Below are 23,960 nucleotides of genomic sequence, written 5' to 3'. Positions count from 1 at the left end.
GGCAATATTTCTGACTATAATAATGCCATAATAAACATTCTTTTTTGTACGTTCTTACAATTAAATGAAAATTAAATTGCCTACACCTTTGACAAACTGTTTTTAATCTACGATATATAAGGTAGTAAATAAACAATAACAACTATTTTCACCATTTCAATAAAGTGGTAGCTACTTTCCTACTCGAATGATTTAAATACGAAAGTGAACTGAGGATGCCATGATAATTGAGCCGTTTATCAACGAAAAAACACAACAAATAGCTTACTATATTAAAGCTGTGATTAACCAATCATTGCATTATACCGAACTCGACACATTCATCCTTGATACCATGGAGGAATGGACATTGCTCAAGGTAAATGATGAAATGCCGAGTAGTGCAAAAGAGCGCGTTTTTTGGCACTTAGTCCATGAGATGAGTTTACATGGAGCACAATCACTGAGCCATGACTTGTATTTTAAAAGTGAAATAACGACCTGTTTAGATTTCTTCACAGGTACTGGCAGTTATCCTATTGACTGTATTGGTTGGCGTCCGTTACCTTAGGCTAACGTTAGTAAAATCCTCGACACTTGCTCACAGAACTCAAGAATAAACTTCTGTTTTCAATAACATTTTGATAGCCTATGCCTACTAAGATTTTTGTAGGCAATTGCATGACCACTCAACAAACATTCAAAGAAGCTATTCTCAATAAAAGAATGTTGATTTGTATCTTCACCGGATTCACTTCGGGCTTGCCGTTATTTATTTTATATCAACTGGTACCTGGTTGGTTAAGATCAGAAGGAGTAAGTCTAGTTGAGATAGGTTTATTCTCATTAATTGGCATTCCTTATGTTTGGAAGTTTATTTGGTCACCATTGATGGACAGGTATTCTTTTCCGATGCTAGGTCGACGTCGAAGCTGGATGTTCGCTACGCAAGTTTTATTACTCTTCTCAATCGCTGGTTTTGGTTTTATAGACCCTACTATAAATATTTGGTCTGTCGCTTATCTTGCCGCTGCTGTTGCTTTTTTTAGTGCAAGCCAAGATATTGTTCTTGATGCTTATCGCAGGGAGTTATTGCAAGAACACGAACTGGGCTTAGGTAATTCTATCCATGTACAGGCTTATCGTCTATCTGGCTTAGTGCCGGGCTCGTTAGCTTTTATATTGGCTGACCATATCAGCTGGCAATCAGTTTTTCTTATTGTTGCTGCGTTTATGCTCATCGGTATTTTACTGACCTTATGTATTAAAGAGAGTAAAAGCGAACATCTTGCTCCTAAAACATTACATGATGCTGTTGTATTGCCTTTTAGAGATTTTATTTCACGAAAAGGTTTTAAAAGTGCCTTACAAATTCTCATTTTTTTATTTTTATACAAATTAGGCGACAGTATGGCTACAGCCCTGCAAACTCCCTTTTTTATAGACTTAGGCTTTACTAAAACAGAAATTGGTGTGGTTGCTAAAACAGCGTCGCTTATTGCGATGACTATCGGGCTTGCTGTTGGCGGCATTGTAATGATAAAGCTCAGTATAAATAAGGCATTATGGTTGTTTGGCTTTGTGCAAATCATCAGCATATTAGGCTTTGCCGCTTTAGCAGAAATAGGTCATAATACTTACGCTCTAGCTTTTGCGATGGGCTTTGAATACTTAGGTGTTGGTTTAGGTACTGCTGCATTTACTGCCTTTATAGCAAGAACAACCAACCCCGCTTTTGCTGCAACGCAATTTGCACTATTTACGGCGCTAACCGCTTTGCCTCGAACCTTTGCCAATGCAACAACTGGCCTTATTGTAGAGCAAATAGGTTGGACATCGTTCTACTTTCTTTGTACTTTCCTTGCGATCCCAGGAATGCTTATGTTATTTAAAGTTGCTCCTTGGAGCGAAAAAGTCCCTTTCGAAACAAAAAATAAAACCGAGGAATTAATATGATTAAACTGTTCTTTCTACTCCCTATTATCATGTGCCTTTTTTGGTGGCGATATCTAGATGCTAAAGGCTTTAGTGTAAAAGAAGGTGTGAAAGGTTTTGCTTATATTATTGCTTTAAATACCGTACTCATTGGATTTTTAGTGGTAATGATATACGTTACTCACGGATGACGAGTGCTGATACCCTGATACCAAACCCATCGTTCTGAGACCACCTTCGTCAACCAGATACCGCCTCAGTCATTCTGATAACTAATCCGTCATCCTAATAACTCATCCGTCATTCGGATACCCCCTCCGTCATCCTGATAACGCGTCCGTCGTCATCCTGAGACCACATCCGTCATCCTGAACTTGTTTCAGGATCTCATCGTTAACAACACAAAAGCAGATACTGAAATAAATTCAGCATGACGGCAAAGGGATAAGCCTCAGTCATTTTGATAACACCTCCTTCATCCTGATACCACATCCGTCGTCATCCTGATAACTCATCCGTCATCCTTATAACGCGTCCGTCGTCATCCTGATACCACATCCGTCATCCTGAACTTGTTTCAGGATCTCGTCGTTAACAACACAAAAAGCAGATACTGAAATAAATTCAGCATGACGGTAAAGGGATAAGCCTCAGTCATTCTGATAACACCTCCTTCATCCTTATAACGTGTCCGTCGTCATCCTGATACCACATCCGTCATCCTGAACTTGTTTCAGGATCTCATCGTTGACAACACAAAAGCAGATACTGAAATAAATTCAGCATGACGGAAAAGGGATAAGCCTCAGTCATCCTGATAACACCTCTGTCATCCTGAACTTGTTTCAGGATCTCGTCGTTAACAACACAAAAAGCAGATACTGAAATAAATTCAGCATGACGGTAAAGGGATAAGCCTCAGTCATTTTGATACCCCCTCCTTCATCCTGATACCACATCCGTCGTCATCCTGATACCACCTCCGTCATCCTGAACTTGTTTCAGGATCTCGTCGTTAACAACACAAAAGCAGATACTGAAATAAATTCAGCATGACGGTAAAGGGATAAGCCTCAGTCATTTTGATAACACCTCCGTTGTCCTTCATCCTTATAACGCGTCCGCCGTCATCCTGATACCGCCTCCGTCATCCTCAACTTGTTTCAGGATCTCGTCGTTAACAACACAAAAGCAGATACTGAAATAAATTCAGCATGACAGTAAAGGGATAAGCCTCAGTCATTCTGATACCCCCTCCTTCATTCTGATAACGCGTCCGTCGTCCTGAACTTGTTTCAGGATCTCGTCGTTAACAATTCAAAAGCAGATACTGAAATAAATTCAGCATGACGGCAAAGGGATAAGCCTCCTTCATCCTGATAACGCGTCCGTCGTCATCCTGATAACACACCCATCATCCTGATAACAACTCCGTCATCCTAATACCACCTCCGTCATCCTGAACTTGTTTCAGGATCTCATCGTTGACAACACAAAAGCAGATACTGAAATAAATTCAGCATGACGGCAAAGGGATAAACCTCAGTCATTCGGATAACACCGCCGTTATCCTGATACCGCGTCCGTCGTCATCCTGATACCACATCCGTCATCCTGAACTTGTTTCAGGATCTCGTCGTTAACAACACAAAAAGCAGATACTGAAATAAATTCAGCATGACGGCAAAGGGATAAGCCTCCTTCATCCTGATAACACGTCCGTCGTCATCCTGAACTTGTTTCAGGATCTCCTCATAAAAAACACATAAAAAAAGCTTACTCAAAAAATGAGTAAGCTTTTAGAATTCAATGTTTTTAAAGTAGTGTTTAAAAAACTGAACGAAATGATGAGCGACCGCTACGACGAGTAGAGCGTCGGTTTCTCATACGACTATGAAGTTCGCGACGTTTAGAATCTAGCCACTCTTCACGAGTCACTGTAGCATCACCACTACGACCTTCTTCTCGGCTACGATAAGCACAAAACTCTAGAAACGCTTCGATATCGTCTTTCAGTTCTTCGGCAACTAATTCAATCATGATGGCGTCGTCTAAAAAGCCTAATACAGGAATATGGTCAGGTACTAAATCTTCTGGATCACTAAAATAAGCCAATGCACTTAGCACATCACTGCGCTCTTCTGCTGGAATTTTCCATTCAGAGTCTTCTATCATCGCCACTAAAGTTTCTAGTTTTTTAATGCGCTCGCTGACAAATTCTGGAACACTTCCTTTAATATCTTGGCTAATACTCTTAGCGTTACTTAAAATAACTGCTTCACTAAGTTTTGCAGCTCCTGATTGTGCTTTACGCATTACATCACGGAAGTGGTCTAAGTCTGACTCTGTTAATTCAAATTTAACTTCAAACGCCATTATAATTCTCCTGTATTTGGCTTTTCTATTACTACACTTTGTTTATTATTTACTTTTTTGCATAATAGTAAACATAGTACATTCAACCCTATTTTTCTTATTAGAGTAAATTTAGCAGATAGTTATACAAACAGCACGCAGTTAACTCAATTAATTTGTAAATATTTATAACTTTTCATTCACACTTTTATAAACATAATGCTATGATTTTGTTCTATTGTTTGTATTTATTCTGAAACTTTTATGCAAAATACCGAGTTAGTTAAAAAAAATAGTGATCTTGATATCACGCCATCAGTCTCTGAACAGCCTGATACCATGAGAAGTTCAGTAAATAACAATTGTGATAATTGTCATCAGCCACTCAACGGTCCTTTTTGTGGTCAGTGTGGTCAACAAGCAGAATCAACATTGAAATATTTTTGGGTGGTGATATTACACCTTCTTGATGATATTTTTAGTTTTGATTCTCGTGCCGCCCGAACTATATTGCCATTAGTTGCTCGTCCTGGTTTTTTAACTAATGAGTATATTGCGGGAAAACGCGTGCATTACGTGCCTCCGCTACGTCTGTACCTTTTTGTGAGTATTGTCTTTTTTATTACCTTAAAATTTTTTGTGCTCTCAGACAGTAATACTCTTCTCGCGGTAAGCGACAATCAGACATCAATCACTCAAATCAAAGATCAGCTTATTTTACTTGAAAAAAACAAGCTTAAAGCCATTGATGGCTCACCAGACAATACCGTTGATTTGTCAGAAACAACAAAAAGTATCGCAAAATTTGAAACCTATTTAACCGATATTAATAAAGATTACAGTATTGAAAAAAATAAACGGTTAATTGATATGACCAAAACACTTGTCGATTTAGAATTAAGACAATTTAAAGATGGACAAGCACTTAGTGGGAATAAAAAAGAACGTTATGATTTATTAACCTCAAATATTGCAAAATTTAAAAATGGTGAGGAACTAGATAATGTAGAAAAAACTTCTACGACCATAGGCAATAATGCCGATGGTACCTTGTCTTTTGATTTTTTAAGTGACGAGAATAATAAAAGCCTTAATGTGTTTACAAAGTCTTTGATCAAGAAAGCAGAAAATGCCTTCCGCTCTGATGCAACGCCACTAGTGCAAGAAGTTATTGGAAAATTACCGCAATTAATGTTTGTTTTACTACCTCTTTTTGCTGTTTTATTAAAAATAATGTTTATATTTTCCAAACGACTGTATATGGAACATTTAACGGTTGCCTTGCACAGCCATAGTTTTATTTTCTTTACTATATTGTTGGTAGAGTTACTAGATGTGTTTGCTGGCTATAGTGAAACAGTCCTCCCTGTACTTACTGGCTCGATTGAATTTGCCAGTAAAGCCTTATTAATTTGGATCCCGATATATTTATTTATCATGCAAAAGCGCGTCTATAAACAGGGTTATTTTTTGACCTTTATCAAATATTCGTTTATCGGCACCGCCTATATGATACTTATTGGCTTCACAGGTGTAATTGCCTTCGTTTGGGGCTTAACAGATATTTAACTAACAGTTTCAGTTACCCTGCCCTGATACAAGCCCGTTATGCTGATATGGATTCCGTCAACCAGATACCGTATCCGTCGTCATCCTGATACCACCTAAGTCATCCTGATAACTCACCCGTCATCCTGAACTTGTTTCAGGATCTCGTCGTTGACAACACAAAAGCAGATACTGAAATAAATTCAGCATGACGGTAAAGGGATAAGCATCCGTCATCCTGAACTTGTTTCAGGATCTCGTCGTTAACAACACATAAAGCAGATACTGAAATAAATTCAGCATGACGGTAAAGGGATAAGCCTCAGTCATCCTGATACCACATCCGTCATCCTGATACCACATCCGTCGTCATCCTGATACCACACCCGTCATCCTGAACTTGTTTCAGGATCTCGTCGTTAACAACACAAAAAGCAGATACTGAAATAAATTCAGTATGACGGTAAAGGGATAAGCCTCAGTCATTCTGATAACACCTCCTTCATCCTGATAACACGTCCGTCGTCATCCTGATACCACCTCCGTCATCCTGAACTTGTTTCAGGATCTCGTCGTTAACAACACAAAAAGCAGATACTGAAATAAATTCAGCATGACGATAAAGGGATAAGGCTCAGTCATTTTGATAACACCTTCGTTCTTTCTACACAGAAAAGCCGGATAAGTAATTAACTTATCCGGCTTTTATAAAATAAAATGAACGCTTCTAAAAGCGTTCTTTATAAAGGTTACTCAGCTAAAGGACGCATATGAGGGAACAAAATAACATCTTTGATCGTTGGTGAGTCAGTAAACAGCATCACTAAACGGTCAATACCAATACCTTCACCCGCAGTTGGCGGTAAACCATATTCAAGCGCTTGAATATAGTCTTCATCATAATGCATCGCTTCATCGTCACCAGCATCTTTGCCTTCAACTTGGTTGCGGAAACGTGCTGCTTGGTCTTCTGCGTCATTAAGCTCAGAGAAGCCATTCGCTAATTCACGGCCACCAACGAAAAATTCAAAACGGTCAGTAATAAATGGGTTGTCATCATTACGACGTGCTAATGGTGAAACTTCCCAAGGGTACTCTGTAATGAAAGTAGGTTGATCAAGCATATGCTCAGCAACTTCTTCAAATATTTCACAAATGTATTTACCTGGGCCCCATACTTTTGATGCTTCTGTTTCTTTAACACCGACAGTTTTGGCCATAGCTTTAAGTGCGTCGAAGTTTGCTTCTGGGTTACGTAAAATGTTTTCGTCTAGGTCGTTACCGTATAATAAAATAGCATCAACCATAGATAAGCGCGTAAACGATTTTCCAAAGTCATAAAATTTCTCTTCAACGACTTCGCCATCACTATTTTTAACTGTGTTACGAATAACAGAGCTACCTAGTACGTTTTCAGCAAGAGTACGTAACATATCTTCAGTGATATTCATTAAATCAATGTAATCTGCATAAGCTTGATAGAATTCAATCATAGTGAATTCTGGGTTATGACGTGAAGATAAGCCTTCGTTACGGAAGTTACGGTTAATTTCGAATACTTTTTCAAAACCACCAACGACTAAGCGCTTTAAATAAAGCTCAGGGGCAATACGCATATACATTTGAATGTCTAAGGCATTATGAAAAGTTTCAAAAGGTTTAGCCGTTGCGCCACCAGGAATAGTTTGTAACATTGGCGTTTCAACTTCCATGAAACCACGAACAGTTAAAAACTGACGAATACCTTCAACAATTTTTGAACGAATAAGGAAAGTATTACGCGTTTCTTCATTGATGATTAAATCAACATAGCGTTGACGATACTTAGTTTCAACATCAGATAAACCGTGGAATTTTTCAGGTAACGGACGCAATGACTTAGTGAGTAATTGATATTCGTCCATATTGACATATAAATCGCCTTTACCAGACATATGCATAGTGCCGGTAACACCGATAATATCGCCGATATCTAAAGTGCCCCAACGCTCTTTAATATCTTTTTGCACTGTTTTATGTGCATAAGCTTGGATGCGACCAGACATATCTTGTAGTACCAAAAATGGCCCACGCTTAGCCATAACTCGACCAGCAATACTATAGGTTGCGGTTTCAGCTTCAAGTGTTTCTTTATCTTTCTCACCATGCTCAGCTTGTAAATCAGCAGCGTAGTGTTTTCGGTCAAACTTGTTTGGGTGGCCATTAGCCGGACAGTTTTCACGAATTTTCGCTAATTTACCGCGACGTTCGGCGATTAATTTGTTTTCATCTTGCTGATTTACTTGTGCTTGGTCGGTCATTTTTTTTCTCGTTAACTTTTTAAGTTTTGATTGTCGAACCTTGCCACGCAAGGCTCTTCTACTTTATAAACCAGATTTTAGGCTGGCTTCTAAAAATTTGTCTAAATCGCCATCTAAAACTGCTTGGGTATTTCGATTTTCAACGCCTGTGCGTAAATCTTTAATTCGGCTGTCGTCTAAAACGTATGAGCGTATTTGACTACCCCAGCCAATGTCAGATTTACCATCTTCTAATTCTTGCTTGCCTTCATTTTTCTTTTGCATTTCCATTTCAAAGAGCTTAGCTTTTAACAACTTCATCGCCGTTGCACGGTTCTTATGTTGAGAGCGGTCAGCTTGACAAGCGACAACAGCGCCCGTTGGAACATGGGTAATACGAATAGCTGAATCAGTTTTATTAACATGTTGACCACCAGCGCCCGAGGCACGAAAGGTATCAATACGTAAATCAGCAGGATTAATATCGATTTCAATATTATCGTCAATCTCAGGATAAATAAATGCCGAAGCAAATGAGGTATGACGACGACCACTGGAATCAAATGGTGATTTTCTTACTAAGCGATGAACACCTGTTTCTGTACGTAACCAGCCATAAGCGTATTCACCGGTATACTTAATCGTACACCCTTTAATACCGGCAACATCACCGTCAGTCACTTCAATCGCTTCTGTTTTATAACCGTGTGCTTCACCCCAACGCAAATACATACGCATTAACATTTCAGCCCAGTCTTGTGCTTCAGTGCCACCAGAGCCCGATTGAATATCTAAATAACAGCTGTTTTCGTCATGTTCACCAGAAAACATCCGGCGAAATTCTAATTTTTCTAAACTTTTTTCTAGCGCTTGAATTTCATCGTTCGCATCGTTAAAGGTTTCTTCGTCGTCTTCTTCTAGAGCAAGTTCAACTAAACCTTCAACGTCTTCACAGCCTCGATCCATTTCATCAATGGTTTCAACGATGGCTTCAAGAGAAGAGCGCTCTTTACCGAGTGCTTGTGCTCGTTCAGGATCATTCCAAACTTCAGGTGACTCTAATTCACGCACCACTTCAACCAAACGTTCTGATCTTTGGTCGTAGTCAAAGATACCCCCGAAGCATATCTGTACGCTCGCGGATGTCTTTAATCTTGTTTAATACCGGGTTAGCTTCAATCATAGTTTATAATTTTACATCGCAAATTTGGCGTCAAGATGCACGCCCGAAAGAATAAAATAAAATAGTCGCGCATTATAGCGTAATTTCATCGCTAAATAAACGATTTAACTGACTAAACTGGCTGAAAATAAAGCAATGAATCGCCAGGCTTTTATTCAAGGTATTCCACAATAAATTGCACACTTTGCTTGCCACGAAATTCATTAATATCGAGACGGTAAGCAAGGTGGACTTGTTGAGTTTGATGGTCAGGCCAACGGCTTAAGTCAACATTAAAAGCGATAGCATCAAAAACTTGCCCCGCTTTTTCAACAACCAGTTTCAGATGTTTCTGGCCGACAATACGTTGCTGAACCAGCTTAAATTTATCGTCAAATAAAGGTTCGATAAAGTTTTGTCCCCAAGGGCCAGAATCACGTAATAGCTGAGCAAAAGATAAGGTCATTTCATTGGTGGGTAGTTCGCCATCGGAGGCGAGCGTACCTTTGAGATCGTCACTGCTTAACCAAAGCTCGGCATATTGATTTAATAAGCGCTGAAATTCTTCAAAGTTTTCTTCTGCTATTGATAAGCCAGCTGCCATGGCGTGGCCACCAAATTTAATAATGATATTTGGGTGCTGCGTGTCAATATGTTCCAGTAAATCTCTAATATGTAAACCAGGAATAGAGCGTGCTGAACCTTTAATTTCACTGGTTTTTCCTGTTTTCTCAAGTGAAAGGTCATCACTCGTGCCAGCAAAAACAATACTGGGTCGGTGATACTTTTCTTTTAAACGACCAGCAACAATACCGATAACCCCCTGATGCCAATCTTTTTGAAACAAAGAAATCGCGTGCGGTAAGTTATCATCAGAAAAATTTAAGCTTTTCAGCACTTGTTCTGCTTCTTGCTGCATGCCCTGCTCGATTTCTCGGCGCGACTTATTTAAATCATCAAGATCAGCAGCCATTACTCGAGCAGAAGCAAGGTCTTTGGCAAGCAAACAATTAATACCGTAAGACATATCGTCTAAACGCCCTGCGGCATTTATTCTTGGACCCAAAGCAAAACCAAAATCACTAGCAACTATCTTTTTCTGATCTTTACCGGCTATTTCGAGCAACGCTTGAATGCCTGGGCGCGTAACTCCCGCACGAATTCTTTTCAAGCCTTGTTCAACCAAAATTCGATTATTGTTGTCAAGAGAAACAACATCGGCTACGGTCCCCAAGGCAACTAAGTCAAGGAGTTGAGCAATATTAGGCTCTGCTATTTTTTTGTCAACGAACCAGTTCTTGTCACGTAAATATTTACGCATTGCCATCATAAAATAAAAAGCAACACCAACACCCGCCAGCGCTTTACTGGCGAAGTCACAGCCAACTTGGTTTGGATTAATAATAGCGTCGGCATCAGGTAGTGTCATGCCCGGTAAGTGATGGTCGGTAACAATAACACCTAATCCTAATGACTTGGCTTTAGCGACGCCGGCAACACAACTAATACCATTATCAACGGTTATTAATAGCTCAGCGCCTTGCTTAGCAGCTATTTCGACAATTTCAGGTGTTAAACCATAACCATATATAAATCGATTAGGTACTAGGAATTGATAATTATCACAGCCAAACAAACGTAAAGCTTCCATCATTAATGCAGTGCTAGTCGCACCATCTGCATCAAAATCCCCAATAATGGCAATGTTTTTATTCGCGACTAAGCCTTCATATAAAACCTCACAGCCTTGATTAATCCCTTTTAAACTTTCAATGGCACAGAGTTGGCTGACATTAAGTTCGAGTTCAATTGCCTTATCAATACCGCGGCTGGCATATATCTGCTTAATAAGTGGATGAAGATGATTGGGAAGATGGTTATCTTCAACTTTGACACGGCGTACTATTTGCTTTTGCATAAGGAGAGTTTCTGATGATTAATTGAATGAGGTTAAGAGAGCAAAATGGCAGGCTATTTGGCCTGCCACTTAGGTTAAATCATTAACAAACGATTATAATTTATCCTGCCGCTTTCATCTGTTCAATTATAGCAACAAGCGCATCCGGTTCTTGATAGCCAGGTAACATCATACCGTTTTCTAAAATAACAGCCGGTGTGCCACTAACCCCAACTTGACGGCCAAAATCAAACTCATCTTCAATGGGTTTATCACATATACGTTGTGCAACATTTGAACCCATTTTAGCTTTTGTTAACGCATCTGCTGGATTTTCGTGACACCAAATAGAGCGTAAATCTTTAAAGCCTTGAGAATATTGACCCGAACGGTCTTTCACACCTGAACGAGGGTAAGCTAAATAACGTACCGTGATACCTTTTTCATTATATTCATCCATTTGTTCATGCATCTTACGGCAGTAGCCACAAGTGATATCGGTGAATACGGTAACAACATGCTTTTCATTTTTTGCTGGATAGACAATCATCGCATCAGCAAACTTGTCCAAACCATCAAGTCGAACTTGCGCTAAACTTGCTTCTGAATAATTGACAACCTTGCCGCCTAAACCATAAAGTTTACCTTGAATGAAAAATTGACCATCGGCACTCGCATAGAATAAACCTTGGTTAGTGATAAGTTCAACTAAACCAGGCATAGCTGATGGTTTAACCGCATCAATTTCTAGGCCTAACATTAAACTAAGCTTTGCTTTTAATTGAACCGCATCGAATTCGGTAGGATTATTGATGGTAGATGTGGTGGTTGAGGCGCTACTTGCAACCACAGTCGGCTGCTCTACAGCAAACACTAAACCAGCAACACCGATACAAACCGCCGTAAGGGCAAGGGAAATTTTCTTAAACATTAATGACTTCCTAAAAGTAGAACTAACAATCGGTAATCTCAGTGATTACACAAGATTAATTGAGCTATATAACATGACCGTTTCTTAGTGAGTAAAATTACAGGGAATTGAAATAAAATGCAATAAACCTAGTCATATCACTCTATTAATAAGTGTAAACAGCCACTTTATAACGATATATATATTTTACTGCCTTGATATAAACTATCTGTTAAACTCTCGCAAAAATAGTGACCCTAATGTTAATCGGTCAATATCTTACTTCTAAGCTCAAAAAAGATGCTAAAGGCTACCTCATGAAAATTGGTTTATTTTACGGTTCTACCACTTGTTATACTGAAATGGCGGCGGAGAAAATTCAACAATATTTTGCTGACAAAGCAAAGTTCAAGACAGAGTTCGACGTTGAATTGTTTAATATCAAAGAGACACCACTAAGTAAGATTGACGATTTCGATCTGGTTATCATGGGTATTTCTACTTGGGATTATGGTCAAATTCAAGAAGATTGGGAGGGCCACTGGGATGATATCGCGACTTTAGATTTATCAGGAAAAATTATCGCCCTTTATGGCATGGGTGACCAAATTGGTTATACCGAGTGGTTTCAAGATGCGCTGGGCATGTTGCATGAACAAGTCATCGCCCAAGATGGTTTTGTTATTGGTTTTTGGCCCAACCAAGGTTATGAGTTTGAAGCCTCTAAAGCGCTCACCGAAGATAATAGTCAATTTGTCGGTTTGGCATTAGATGAAGACAATCAATACGAACAAAGTGATGAACGTATTGCATTGTGGTGTCAACAAATTCAAAGAGAAATAGCTGAGATTATTGAAAGTGAATAAAAACTAAAAATAAATAGCTTTAGCTTTAGCTAAATAGCCTGTTTCGCTTTATAATTCACGGCAATATTATCCTGACCGAAATTATACTTTATGTTTGAGCAATTTGACCTAGATTCAGCACTACTAGGCGGCATTACAAATGCTGGCTATAAAAAACCAACATCTATTCAAGAGTTGGTTTTACCTGTCGCCATGACAGGTAAAGATGTTTTAGCTTCAGCGCCAACGGGCACAGGTAAAACAGCTGCTTTTATATTACCTATCGCTCAACATCTGCTAGATTACCCGCGTAAAAGCCCAGGTTTTCCTCGGGTACTTATTTTGTCACCAACGCGCGAGCTTGCTATTCAAACCAGTGAGCAATGTACACAATTAACTGAATTAACTGATATTAAAACTGGGTTGATCACTGGTGGTGTTAGTTATGACAGCCATAAAGATGTCTTAACTAAGAACACCGATATTCTAGTTGCTACGCCAGGCCGTCTACTTGAATATCTTGAATCAGAACAATTTGAAGCCCGCGACATTGAAATTCTTGTACTTGATGAAGCTGACCGTATGCTTGATATGGGTTTCTCTGATGCGATTAACCGTATTGTTGGTGAAGCTCGCTGGCGTAAGCAAACCATGCTTTTCTCAGCAACCCTCGAAGGTGCGGGTGTTTTACGTTTTTCAAAAGAAGTACTTAACGAGCCAGTATTTTTAGAGTCTCACCCATCACGAAAAGAAAAAGCCAAAATTCACCAATGGCTTCACTTAGCAGATGACAAAGAACATAAATTTAAATTATTAATCAACTTGTTAAAACAAGAAGGCTTTGAACGCACGGTTGTTTTTGCCAACAAACGTGAAACGGTCCAGCATTTGTCAGGAAAACTCTACGCTGAAGAAATCCCCTGTGCTTGGCTTGAAGGTAAAATGCCACAAGACAAACGTAATCATGCCATTAACCGTTTACGCTCAGGTATGGTAAAAGTATTGGTTGCTACTGATGTTGCTGCTCGTGGTTTAGATATTGATGACATTACTCATGTTATTAACTTTGATATGCCACGCAAAGCAGATATTTATTTACATCGTATTGGTCGTACAGGCAGAGCGGGTAATAAAGGTACGGCTATCTCTTTAGTTGAAGCACACGATATGCCTGTCATTGCCAAGATTGAACGTTACATGGACGAGCGTTTATCACGTCGAAATATTGAAGGCTTAAAACCACAATATAAAGAGTCTAAAGTTGCCTTGAAAAAACCTAAGATCAAAATTAGTAAATCACAGAAAAAAGCTAAGGCGAAAAAACAAGCAAAACGTGCAAACAAAAAGAAATAAAGGTAGAGTAGAAAATATAGGAGGGTTTTCTAGTTTTGAAAGCCCTGATTATCATATTGATTTGTTAGGTAAAGTAAGTTTTACTTGATAATAAAAAACCGTTTGCTATTACGCTAGGATGCACGGCATGGTCGAATAAATATATCGATGTTTGCGTGAATTGAATGAAGACAAAATATTTATTATGGCTAAAATACAATATAATAATGAAATAGAAGTGCAGGCCAAGTATTGGCTATCTCGCATTGAACAAGGATTATCGCAACAAGAGCGACAAGCTTTTGTTGCTTGGGTTAATCAAGAAAACAATCATCACTTAGCCCTTCATAAGTACTCACCTTCGACCAAAATTTCTAAGTTACTTGCCGAGTTTAATGGTTTATTTCCTTTAGAAAAAAAACATTCTCCTCACTCTAAAAAATTATTCATGCAATTATCAATGGCTGCCAGTGTTATTTTCTTTGGTATCATTACCAGTGAGTTTTTTTTAAATAAACCTATATTTTCGTTTTTTCAATCAACGTCATCTGAAGTTATTTATGATCAATTTTCAACAAAAATAGGCGAGCATAAAAAAGTGACCTTACCCGATGGTTCAAATGTCGAGTTAAACACTGATAGTTTACTCACTATTAGCTTCAGTGAAGAACATCGTCAATTAAATTTGATCAAAGGCGAAGCCTCTTTTGAAGTCGCAAAAGATAAATTACGCCCCTTTAGTGTCACGTCTGGGCAACAATCATTTACCGCTTTAGGCACCATTTTTAATGTACAAAAAAGCGATAATAATCAGTTAGAGTTAATTGTTACCGAAGGGCGAGTATTAATCGCTGATTCGAATGAAACATTACCGGCATTAACGAAAAAAATAGCCAGTACGGTTCAATTTCCGCAAAAAAATAGCATTATAGTTGCAGGTGAAAAATCGACTATAATCAACAAAATTCAATCACCGACAAATAAAATTTCATCACTCACTTTATCTCAGGAACTTTCCTGGAAAAAAGGCATACTTATTTTTGATGGTGAATCACTGGCCACTGCACTTGATGAAATTAGTCGCTATACCGATGTTAAATTTACCATCAAAGATAAAGCGCTTGCCCAAATGAAAGTGTCCGGTTATTTTAAGTCAGACGATGTTGGTACTTTATTAGATTCAATTAGCTATAATTTCGACCTAAAATATACCAAGACAAGTCACAACACTGTAGTTATCACCAAAGCAACTGACGCCATAATTTAATGGTCAACGCCTCAAATAGGCTATAGATAAGTACAATGAATAAAAATTATAAATAGAAGGTGAGCTTTCTGTATTCAACGATCACAATCAAAGCACTAGTTGACACCTTGCTAAACTATTTATTTAAAGAAAGAAAAAAACAGCAACACCGTGCCGTTTTAACAAAACTATTGACACATTTTTTTTGTTCATTCTTTATTATTTTTCCATTATCTTTTAGTTTAACCACTCAAGCTAAAGTACAAGCTATTGCACCCAATATAACGCACTTTACTGTCGCCGCTCAATCCGTTGATCAAGCATTAATTAAACTTGCCCAGCAGGCCGATCAGACCATTATATTTTCTTATGATTTAACCCGAAGTTTTAACAGTAATGCCATAGAGGGTTATTACTCAGTTTCTTTGGCTTTGAGGAAGCTCCTTAAAAACACGGGGCTTCATGCAGAAATAAATAATAAAGGCCAATGGTCGATAAAGCAGAAAAATAACGTTACAGCGCAGAGCAAATCTAAACAAGAAATTAAGACCACAGAAAAAGTCAAAGCCATTGAAAAAATAGTTATTGTTGGTAGTCATATTAATGGCAGAACCGTAAAAGAGTTACCTGTTCCTGTTGATATTATATCTGCGGACACTCTGCGTAATAGTGGCCAGACTAACCTTGGTCAAATATTGCAAGCACTAGTACCTTCTTTTAATTTTTCTCGTTCAGCAATAAGTGATGGCAGTGACGTATTACAGCCAGCAACATTGCGTGGTTTAGGACCGGATCAGACACTGATTTTATTAAATGGTAAGCGTCGTCATCAAGCGAGTTTAATTCATATTAATAGCTCTGTTGGCCGAGGTACAGCTGGTACAGATATGAACGCCATTCCAGTAAGAGCCATTAAACGTATTGAAATTTTACGTGATGGTGCAGCCGCACAATATGGCTCGGATGCCATAGCGGGTGTTATTAATATTGTGCTAAACGATAGTAATGAGCAAGCGACCTTAATAACATCAGCTGGTGCTTATCAGCAAGGTGATGGTCAAGATTTTCAGCTATCTTATACGCAAGGTTTACCGCTGGGTGATGATGGCTTTATCAATGCCACATTAAGTTTAGTCGACCATCAAAGTACCAACCGCTCAGGTTTACATGGTGCCTGCCAATTTGGCCAGTGCACTCAATTGGACAATGGTCATTGGCAAACCGATGATCCTCGAGAGTTATCCGCTAACCGAGCAACATTTCGTATTGGCGACCCTTCGTATCAACAACTTTCTTTTGCCGCAAACAGTACATTTGAACTGAATAACGGGCAACTTTATGGCTTTTTAACCTATTCACATCGAGAAAACCAATCTGCCGCATTCTTTCGTCACAGCGCGAATAACAATGAAAACCCACTATTAAGCGATGGTCAAGCAACGATTCCTCAGGGTTATTTACCCAAAATAGATTCAGATATAAAAGATATGTCATACAATTTTGGCTATAAAGTGGCTTTCGATAATGACAGCGCCATTGATATTTCATATACCTATGGAAAGAACCAAATAGACTATACGACTAAAGATTCACTTAATGCTTCTTACACTAACTATCTATTACAAACCAGTGACTTAACAGTAGATGAATTACGTGCTCAATTACCAAAGTCTGCTTTTGCTTACGGGCTATCCTTGTCACTTGAGACAGTAAATTTACTTTTTAGCCAAGACTATGAAAATTATTCACTCGCGTTAGGCGCAGAGTTTCGCCAAGAAATATACCAAATAATACCAGGTAACCCCTACAGCTTTCAGGATTATGATACCGACAATAATCAAGCATTGTTTGACCAAGATGCCGCTGGTGGTATTCAAGGTTTTCCGGGGGTTGCACCTGAACTTGCGGTTAACGAGAGCCGTGATGTTGTTTCACTTTTTGCGGAGTCTGTGACCCAAATCAATGACTTTATCGAGCTCAGTGCGGCCATTCGTTATGATGATTATGATATATTTGGTAACAGCACCAATACAAAACTTGCGGTGCATTGGCAAGCACACCAGCAACTTATTTTGCGCGGAGCCTATAGCACAGGTTTTCGTGCACCTTCTATGCAGCAAATGTATTTCAATAATATCAGTACACAGTTTATTGTTGACGAAAGTGGCTCATTGTTGAGTGAGGAAGTGGAAACATTCAGAAATGATAGTACTTTGACCACTCGACTCGGGGTGCCTTCTTTAAAAGAAGAAGAATCTGACAACCTCAGTGTTGGCTTTATCTATAGCCCTACTGAAAATGTAGATATTAGCTTTGATTTTTATCAGATTGATATTGATAATCGTATTGTCATTAGTAGTAAATTGGGTATGGGAATATCACCTCTACTCGACCAAGCTTTTACTGAGGAGTCTGTTACCAAAGGACAGTTTTTCTTAAATGGTGCAGATACCGCAACTCAAGGCACAGATATTGTTGCTACTTGGCAGACTCAAGCTTTTTCTGGAGATATTAACTTCACCTTAGCGGCAAACTTTACCAATACAGAGGTAACCAAGTTATTTACACCTGATCACAGCACACTGCATACCATTAGCGTTGAAGAAATTTTTTCACAGCAAGATATTTCTATCATTGAAGAGTGGCAACCACGCAATAAAATAAGTGTAAACACCCTTTATAAAAACCAGCACTGGACCATCAATATATTGTTCAATCACTATGGTAAATATACAATAACCGATGGTGGTAAACAAACTTATGGCGCAGAGCTATTAACTGATATTAGCGTTAGCCATCAAATGTCAAAAAATCTTGCGGTCACTGTGGGTAGTCATAATTTATTTGATGTTATGCCTGACAAAAATCGTATAGGAAACTCTCGAGGAGGCACAATTGAAGATCAACAAGGTAATATCATTGTTGATAGCACAGGTGTATTCAAATATTCACGCCGATCAGCTCCTTTCGGTTTTAACGGCGCATATTTTTATGCAAGTCTGCAATATGATTTTTAAGGGTGTGCTGTTAACACTTAATAATAGGTAACCGCTTTAATTTCACGTTTGGGTGAAGAAGCTAAATAAATATTATAAACATCTTCAAAGTCTAAACTTAACTCTGTGGTGTAACTGTCGCCAACAGGATAGCTTTTAATCACTTTAGCTGCGCGGATGACACCTTGAACTGACGCTGACACTTCATTTTTACCCATTATCAGTTGTGACATGGTCATTTCACCATTTATCTTTTGCCCATAAACTTGTTCTGCAAGTTCTGCATAAGCGGCAAGCTTTGAGGCATTAATCGCCATCAACATACGCTGCGTTTCATGTTGTGAGTTTTGCAAACTTATCGGCGCTTGGCCAATAGCATGTAACACAGGGAAGGTTTCAGGCTTAACACTTTGCCATTGTACGTGTTTGTCATAAACACTAGAACAGCTGGCAAGTAACAAAGCTAAACTACCAGCGGTTAATATATTAAGAATAATTTTTTTCATCATAAATACCAAAAGTTAGTCCTACATCAATATAAAAAACTAATTAACAATTTTAATTGAACGTTCGTCTTCTGCTAACATAACGCTGTTTCGAATGATTAATCCATCTTTTATCCGAACACTTTCATCTTGATTAATCTGTTCACCAATTACCCAGCTTGGGATAAAAGATTGTGCCGTGGCAACAACAACACGTGATTGCATACCAATCATCCGAGCATTAATCATCACACCATTTTCTTGTTCCATCATGGTACCGGTTACAACATAGTCAATAATCTGCCGCTCTGGCAGCTCTTTCCAGTCGCGACTAAAAACATAATCACCTTGAGCAGTGACACGAATATGTCCCGTCGTTTTAAAATCAATAACAACTAAACCATGGCGCTGTAATTCATGAACAAAGTTCTCTGATATTTGATTACCCAGCCAATTAGTTGACTCAAGGTTTTCTAATTCGACAAAAGAAGCTACCGCGATAGGTGTTTTAGGGTTTACAAAAGAGCTGCTTTCAAGCATCTGATAAGTAAGCCCTTTAACAACATCTGCTATCGCATGTCGAGGTAGATTGAAACTGTCAATTTCACCTCGTACTTCTTGCTTTGATTTATAAAAATTATCTTCATCACTCATCATATTCATTGATGAACACGACATCAACGTTGGAATAAATAATGGAATAAGCCACTTTTTCATTGAGCTCCCCTTGATCGCTCTGAAAGCGAATAATCAGTTTTGCAGTAATATCGATAAACGACATCAAATAGTTTCTAATATAAATAAAGCACAAATCGCGCCAATCTATAAAGTTACTTGCGTATTAAAATAAGTGGGCATAGAAACTGCATATTCGACAGTAGATATTAAACCTTTTTTACTGACGGACTTCATATGCGCTTATTTATATCAGCTCTACTTTTATTTTTTATCACTCATTCTGCTGATGCCCAGTGGTATGAAGCTCAGGGAAAGTCAGTAATAATGCAGGGCAATGCCGAACGAGCAAAAACATTAGCCATAGAGAATGCATTAAAAAAAGCCTTACTCGTTGCCGGAGCTTCCGTATCGAGTGTGCAAAAAACGGTTAACGGATTATTGACACAAAATGAAATAAATATTCGCGCCAGCGGTACCGTAAACTCTTTTGAGCTGGTTGATGAAAATTATGAGGGCAATTTGGTCACCGTAACCATTCGTGCTGACATCTTCCCACAAAGTAAACAGTGCTTCTCTTCTGATTATCGAAAGTCTTTATTAATTACCCGTAGTAACTTAATGCATAGAGAGCAAGCGAGTATCGGTAAAATTTATGCTCTTGATAATAAATTGATGGCTAAACTTGCTTATAAAATTAACAACCAAGGTATTTATCTAGACACCAGATTGTTATTAAAAGAGAAGTCTCAGTTCTCAAGATTAAATAACAGCTTACAAGTTGAAGCAATAAAAAATCTCACCATGTCGTTAGCTAATATCAGCGATACTCAGTATGTCATGTATTCTGAAATTAATGACATTAGCTTTGCACAAGCCTCAACCAACGGTTGGCAGTTCTGGCAAGAAGATGTTTTTAACCGTCAGTTTAGTGTCAGCCTATATATTTACAACGGTACTAATGGTGAATCTGTCTTCACTAAGCAGTACCGTAGTTCTGCCCCATGGGAATTTGGCAAACGTCAGCAAGTTGATGTTCATAGCGAAGTATTCTGGCAAAGCCAATACGGAATGGCCATTGAAAAAGTGTTAGGGGATATGATCATTGATATCGACGAAAATATGATGTGTCAACCTACTCGTGGCAAGGTAGTGCAAATAGCTGGTAATTCGTTAACGATTAATTTAGGTAAAAGGCATGGCGTAAAAGTTGGAGATGAGTTTTCTCTATTACACTTAAATAATATCATTACTGACTCAGGAAAAACCTATGCAGGTTTTAACGTTAGCCCTTACACAGTAAAAATAACCCAAGTGTCTCAGCAAAGCGCACAGGCAATGACTACTGACGGGCAATTATTGGGTAACATCCAATTAAATGATTTAGCGGTGCGTTACTAACTTCATCGCTATATAGAATGTTAACGTTACCAGCATGCTGTTAACGTTAACATTGTCACTGTTTTGCGCCTTATTCGTTTGACAGACTAATACGTTTAATCAATAAGGCTGAAAGTCCAGCAAACAAAGCGGAAATGATTAAACAGGTAATTAAGTTAGTAAATTGATAAATAACACCTGACATAACAGTCCCTAATAACCTTCCCAGGGCATTAGCCATATAATAAAAGCCAACATCCATAGAAACGCCATCTTCTTTCGCCATGGCTACAATCACATAGCTATGTAGCGCAGAATTAATAGCAAAAACAGCCCCAAAAATAAATAAGCCTGCAATAATAATGATTTCAGTACTGATGTTGAGCTTGGTCGCATAAAACATCAACAGTGCTAACAACAAGGTAACACCGGATAAAATCATCCCCCAAGTAAATAACAAATGACCCTTGATATTATGTTGGTTATTTTTAATAAAAAATTTAGGTGTTGAGCCTTGAACAATACCATAAGCGATAATCCATAACGCCATAAATATCCCAACATTAGTATGTTGCCAACCTAAATTACTGACCAAATATATCGGTAATCCGACAACAAACCAAATATCCCTAGCAGCAAATAAAAATAAGCGCGCGCCCGCCAAATAATTTAATGATGAGTGATTTGAGAATATCTCTTTAAATTTAACTTTGTGCTTTGCCTTACCTAAATCACCTTGCAATAATAACAGACTAAGCACAAAAACAATCGCTAGCACACTCGCCATTATTAGCATGGCTACTGAAAATCCCACGGTACTTAGTAACCAGGCACCTAGGAAAAAACCGATACCCTTTAAGGCGTTTTTTGATCCTGTAAGATAAGCAACCCAACGGAAAAGAACAGCGTGATCTTGGTTGTTATTGCTCGTTGGTACCAACGTTTTAATACTGCTTTTAGCGCTCATCTTATTAAGATCTTTAGCTATACCCGACAGCGCCTGTGCCAACATAACCCAGATAACGGTTAAGTATTGTTCAGGAACTGTTAGCATTAATAAAGCAAAAACTTGACTGAACAGACCAATATTCATGGTTTTATTCAAACCAATTTTTGCTCCTAACCACCCGCCAACTAGGTTGGTTATCACGCCAAAAACTTCATAAAATAGAAATAACATCGCAATGGCAAGCGGGGAATAACCTAGATGATGAAAATGTAATAATACCAGCATACGCAAAGCACCATCGGTTAAGGTGAAAAACCAATAGTTAGCGGTAATTAATAGGTACTGTTTTACCGCACTAGGCAGTGCAGTTATTTTGTTTAACATAAAGGTACCAATGATGGTATTTTCGATTGATGTTGGCGTATGCTAATAAATAATCAAGAGTATTAAACATTAGCGTAACGCCAAGATATTATTCGTTTAAAAACGCAGTCTATGTCGATATTCTCAAAGACTAGTCCTTAATATCAGATCGTCCAACTAACAACATTAACTCTGCAGCTCGATTGGCATAACCCCATTCGTTGTCATACCACAAATACATTTTCAATTGGGTGTCATTAACAACCATGGTTGATAGCGCATCAACAATACATGAACGTGGATCCGTTTTATAATCAACAGAGACCAAAGGACGCTCTTCATAGCCAAGTATATCTTTTAGGTCTCCTTGTGCCGCCGTAGACATCAATTGATTAATTTCTTCAACTGTTACGGCTCTATTTAGCTCAAATACACAGTCAGTAATTGAGGCATTCGCTAACGGAACTCGCACGGCATGACCATTTAATTTTCCCTTTAGCTCAGGAAAAATATGGGTAATAGCGGTTGCAGACCCGGTAGTCGTTGGAATTAAACTTTGGCCACAAGCTCGCGCTCGACGTAAATCTTTATGAGGCGCATCAAGGATTGTTTGCGTATTGGTAATATCATGGATAGTCGTCATACTGCCGTGTTTTATGCCAACACTGTCTTGGAGAACTTTAACCACTGGCGCTAAACAATTAGTGGTACAAGAAGCAGCAGTGACAATTTTATGCTGTGCTTTGTTATAAAGATGATGATTAACGCCCATGACAATATTTAAGGCGCCCTCTTCTTTTACGGGTGCTGTAACCATAACCCGTTTAACACCTTGTGCTAAATAAGCGCTTAATAGTTTGGTCGTTTTCATCACTCCAGAAGCTTCTACAACAACATCACATTGTGACCAGTCAGTTTCAGCTATGGTTAAATTATGACTAATATTAATGTGATGTTCACCATCTTCATCACAGACGATCATTTGGTTATTGTCGACTTGTGCATCAAATTTCCAACGACCATGAATAGAGTCAAAATTCAGTAAGTGTGCTAATGTTTTAGCATCACCTGCGGGATCATTAATTTGAATAAACTCTATTTCTGGCCATTGCCATGCCGCACGTAAAACTAAACGTCCGATGCGGCCAAAGCCATTAATTCCTACTTTAATTGTCATGATTTATTCCTATTTATTAAGGTTATTCGCAACATGTTTGCTGTCTGCTCGGACGATTGCCCATATCAATAAGGTTTGTTACACATGCGGTTAAATATGCTTGATTGTTAAGACTTGATAACTCGATGACTTCTTTTTGCCAAAATGGCATTGCATCAACGAGACTATAAAAAACCCAGCGTCCTACTTTTCGTTCACTGAGAATATGATGTAATTTAAGTTGGGCAATATGACGTGATATTTTAGGTTGAGATAAAGACAAAGCGGCCGTTAATTCACAGACACACAGTTCTTTTTCCATTTGTATAAGTAAAATTATTTTTAGCCGAGTATCATCAGCTAAATTTTTAAAAAATTGAACCACCCTATCATTATTCATAACTGGCACCGCATTAATTCGAAAGCTTATTTGGAACATACATAAAATAACAACACACATTTAACATA

At 38.5% G+C, this 23,960-nt stretch carries 19 protein-coding genes; 9 read left to right on the top strand and 10 right to left on the bottom strand.

The window, feature by feature from the left end:
* The first annotated feature begins 220 nt into the window (after positions 1-220).
* The 3 genes from H4J70_RS06215 to H4J70_RS06205 all read left to right on the top strand — a co-directional run bounded on the left by H4J70_RS06215 (position 221) and on the right by H4J70_RS06205 (position 2,105).
* A complete protein-coding gene (locus tag H4J70_RS06215) occupies positions 221-550 on the top strand; it encodes a hypothetical protein (protein ID WP_182217569.1) in 330 nt (109 codons plus the stop codon).
* 110 nt (positions 551-660) lie between these two features.
* On the top strand, positions 661-1,935 hold the full coding sequence (locus H4J70_RS06210) for an AmpG family muropeptide MFS transporter (protein WP_182217568.1): 1,275 nt from the start codon (positions 661-663) through the stop codon (positions 1,933-1,935).
* Positions 1,932-2,105, top strand: coding sequence for a hypothetical protein (locus H4J70_RS06205; RefSeq protein WP_170246384.1), 174 nt, complete (start codon positions 1,932-1,934; stop codon positions 2,103-2,105). The genes H4J70_RS06210 and H4J70_RS06205 overlap by 4 nt, the downstream gene beginning before the upstream one ends.
* Positions 2,106-3,741: 1,636 nt before the next feature.
* Here H4J70_RS06205 and H4J70_RS06200 read toward each other — a convergent pair.
* Positions 3,742-4,290, bottom strand: a complete 549-nt coding sequence (locus H4J70_RS06200) for a YkvA family protein (protein ID WP_182217566.1) — start codon at positions 4,288-4,290, stop codon at positions 3,742-3,744.
* A 243-nt stretch (positions 4,291-4,533) separates the two neighbouring features.
* Between H4J70_RS06200 and H4J70_RS06195 the strand changes: the two genes are divergently transcribed.
* Positions 4,534-5,838: a DUF3667 domain-containing protein gene (locus H4J70_RS06195; RefSeq protein WP_182250777.1), complete on the top strand. Its 1,305-nt coding sequence runs from the start codon at positions 4,534-4,536 to the stop codon at positions 5,836-5,838.
* A gap of 728 nt (positions 5,839-6,566) precedes the next feature.
* Here H4J70_RS06195 and lysS read toward each other — a convergent pair.
* The 4 genes from lysS to dsbC all read right to left on the bottom strand — a co-directional run bounded on the left by lysS (position 6,567) and on the right by dsbC (position 12,086).
* Entirely contained in the window at positions 6,567-8,117 is a 1,551-nt protein-coding gene (gene lysS / locus H4J70_RS06190) for a lysine--tRNA ligase (protein ID WP_070377186.1), read from the bottom strand.
* A 63-nt stretch (positions 8,118-8,180) separates the two neighbouring features.
* Positions 8,181-9,279, bottom strand: a protein-coding gene (gene prfB / locus H4J70_RS06185; protein ID WP_182221813.1) for a peptide chain release factor 2 whose coding sequence is annotated in 2 segments (ribosomal slippage) — positions 8,181-9,203 and positions 9,205-9,279 — 1,098 coding nt in all. Because the reading frame shifts where the segments join, the coding sequence is not laid out codon by codon here.
* Between the two features lie 151 nt (positions 9,280-9,430).
* Complete coding sequence (gene recJ, locus H4J70_RS06180) at positions 9,431-11,176, bottom strand: single-stranded-DNA-specific exonuclease RecJ (protein WP_182221814.1); 1,746 nt, start codon at positions 11,174-11,176, stop codon at positions 9,431-9,433.
* Positions 11,177-11,276: 100 nt separating this feature from the next.
* Positions 11,277-12,086, bottom strand: coding sequence for a bifunctional protein-disulfide isomerase/oxidoreductase DsbC (dsbC, locus tag H4J70_RS06175; RefSeq protein ID WP_182221815.1), 810 nt, complete (start codon positions 12,084-12,086; stop codon positions 11,277-11,279).
* A gap of 296 nt (positions 12,087-12,382) precedes the next feature.
* Between dsbC and fldB the strand changes: the two genes are divergently transcribed.
* The 4 genes from fldB (at position 12,383) to H4J70_RS06155 (ending at position 18,505) form a co-directional block, all read left to right on the top strand.
* Positions 12,383-12,931: a flavodoxin FldB gene (gene fldB / locus H4J70_RS06170; protein WP_182216882.1), complete on the top strand. Its 549-nt coding sequence runs from the start codon at positions 12,383-12,385 to the stop codon at positions 12,929-12,931.
* A gap of 90 nt (positions 12,932-13,021) precedes the next feature.
* Entirely contained in the window at positions 13,022-14,263 is a 1,242-nt protein-coding gene (srmB, locus tag H4J70_RS06165; protein WP_070376001.1) for an ATP-dependent RNA helicase SrmB, read from the top strand.
* 184 nt (positions 14,264-14,447) lie between these two features.
* The gene (locus tag H4J70_RS06160; protein WP_182242516.1) at positions 14,448-15,509 is read left to right on the top strand and encodes a FecR family protein; all 1,062 of its coding nucleotides are present in this window, start codon (positions 14,448-14,450) and stop codon (positions 15,507-15,509) included.
* Between the two features lie 107 nt (positions 15,510-15,616).
* The gene (locus H4J70_RS06155; RefSeq protein WP_259368006.1) at positions 15,617-18,505 is read left to right on the top strand and encodes a TonB-dependent receptor; all 2,889 of its coding nucleotides are present in this window, start codon (positions 15,617-15,619) and stop codon (positions 18,503-18,505) included.
* A 17-nt stretch (positions 18,506-18,522) separates the two neighbouring features.
* Here H4J70_RS06155 and H4J70_RS06150 read toward each other — a convergent pair whose 3' ends face one another.
* Positions 18,523-18,990 (bottom strand): LPP20 family lipoprotein, encoded by a 468-nt coding sequence (locus H4J70_RS06150; RefSeq protein ID WP_070375999.1) that lies wholly within the window; start codon positions 18,988-18,990, stop codon positions 18,523-18,525.
* A gap of 39 nt (positions 18,991-19,029) precedes the next feature.
* The gene (locus H4J70_RS06145; RefSeq protein WP_070375998.1) at positions 19,030-19,686 is read right to left on the bottom strand and encodes a FlgO family outer membrane protein; all 657 of its coding nucleotides are present in this window, start codon (positions 19,684-19,686) and stop codon (positions 19,030-19,032) included.
* Between the two features lie 195 nt (positions 19,687-19,881).
* Between H4J70_RS06145 and H4J70_RS06140 the strand changes: the two genes are divergently transcribed.
* Positions 19,882-21,045, top strand: a complete 1,164-nt coding sequence (locus H4J70_RS06140; protein WP_182216887.1) for a flagella assembly protein FlgT — start codon at positions 19,882-19,884, stop codon at positions 21,043-21,045.
* Between the two features lie 70 nt (positions 21,046-21,115).
* Here the strand turns inward: H4J70_RS06140 and arsJ are convergent, their stop codons facing one another.
* The 3 genes from arsJ to H4J70_RS06125 form a co-directional block, all read right to left on the bottom strand.
* Positions 21,116-22,357: an organoarsenical effux MFS transporter ArsJ gene (arsJ, locus tag H4J70_RS06135; RefSeq protein ID WP_182250775.1), complete on the bottom strand. Its 1,242-nt coding sequence runs from the start codon at positions 22,355-22,357 to the stop codon at positions 21,116-21,118.
* A gap of 130 nt (positions 22,358-22,487) precedes the next feature.
* Complete coding sequence (locus H4J70_RS06130; RefSeq protein WP_182216890.1) at positions 22,488-23,513, bottom strand: ArsJ-associated glyceraldehyde-3-phosphate dehydrogenase; 1,026 nt, start codon at positions 23,511-23,513, stop codon at positions 22,488-22,490.
* Positions 23,514-23,535: 22 nt separating this feature from the next.
* Positions 23,536-23,892: a metalloregulator ArsR/SmtB family transcription factor gene (locus tag H4J70_RS06125; protein WP_182216891.1), complete on the bottom strand. Its 357-nt coding sequence runs from the start codon at positions 23,890-23,892 to the stop codon at positions 23,536-23,538.
* Between the last annotated feature and the right edge of the window lie 68 nt (positions 23,893-23,960).

It is taken from the genome of Colwellia sp. BRX8-9 (genome assembly GCF_014077245.1).
Classification (GTDB): Bacteria; Pseudomonadota; Gammaproteobacteria; order Enterobacterales; family Alteromonadaceae; genus Colwellia_A.
This window is presented reverse-complemented; position numbering and strand designations above follow the sequence as displayed.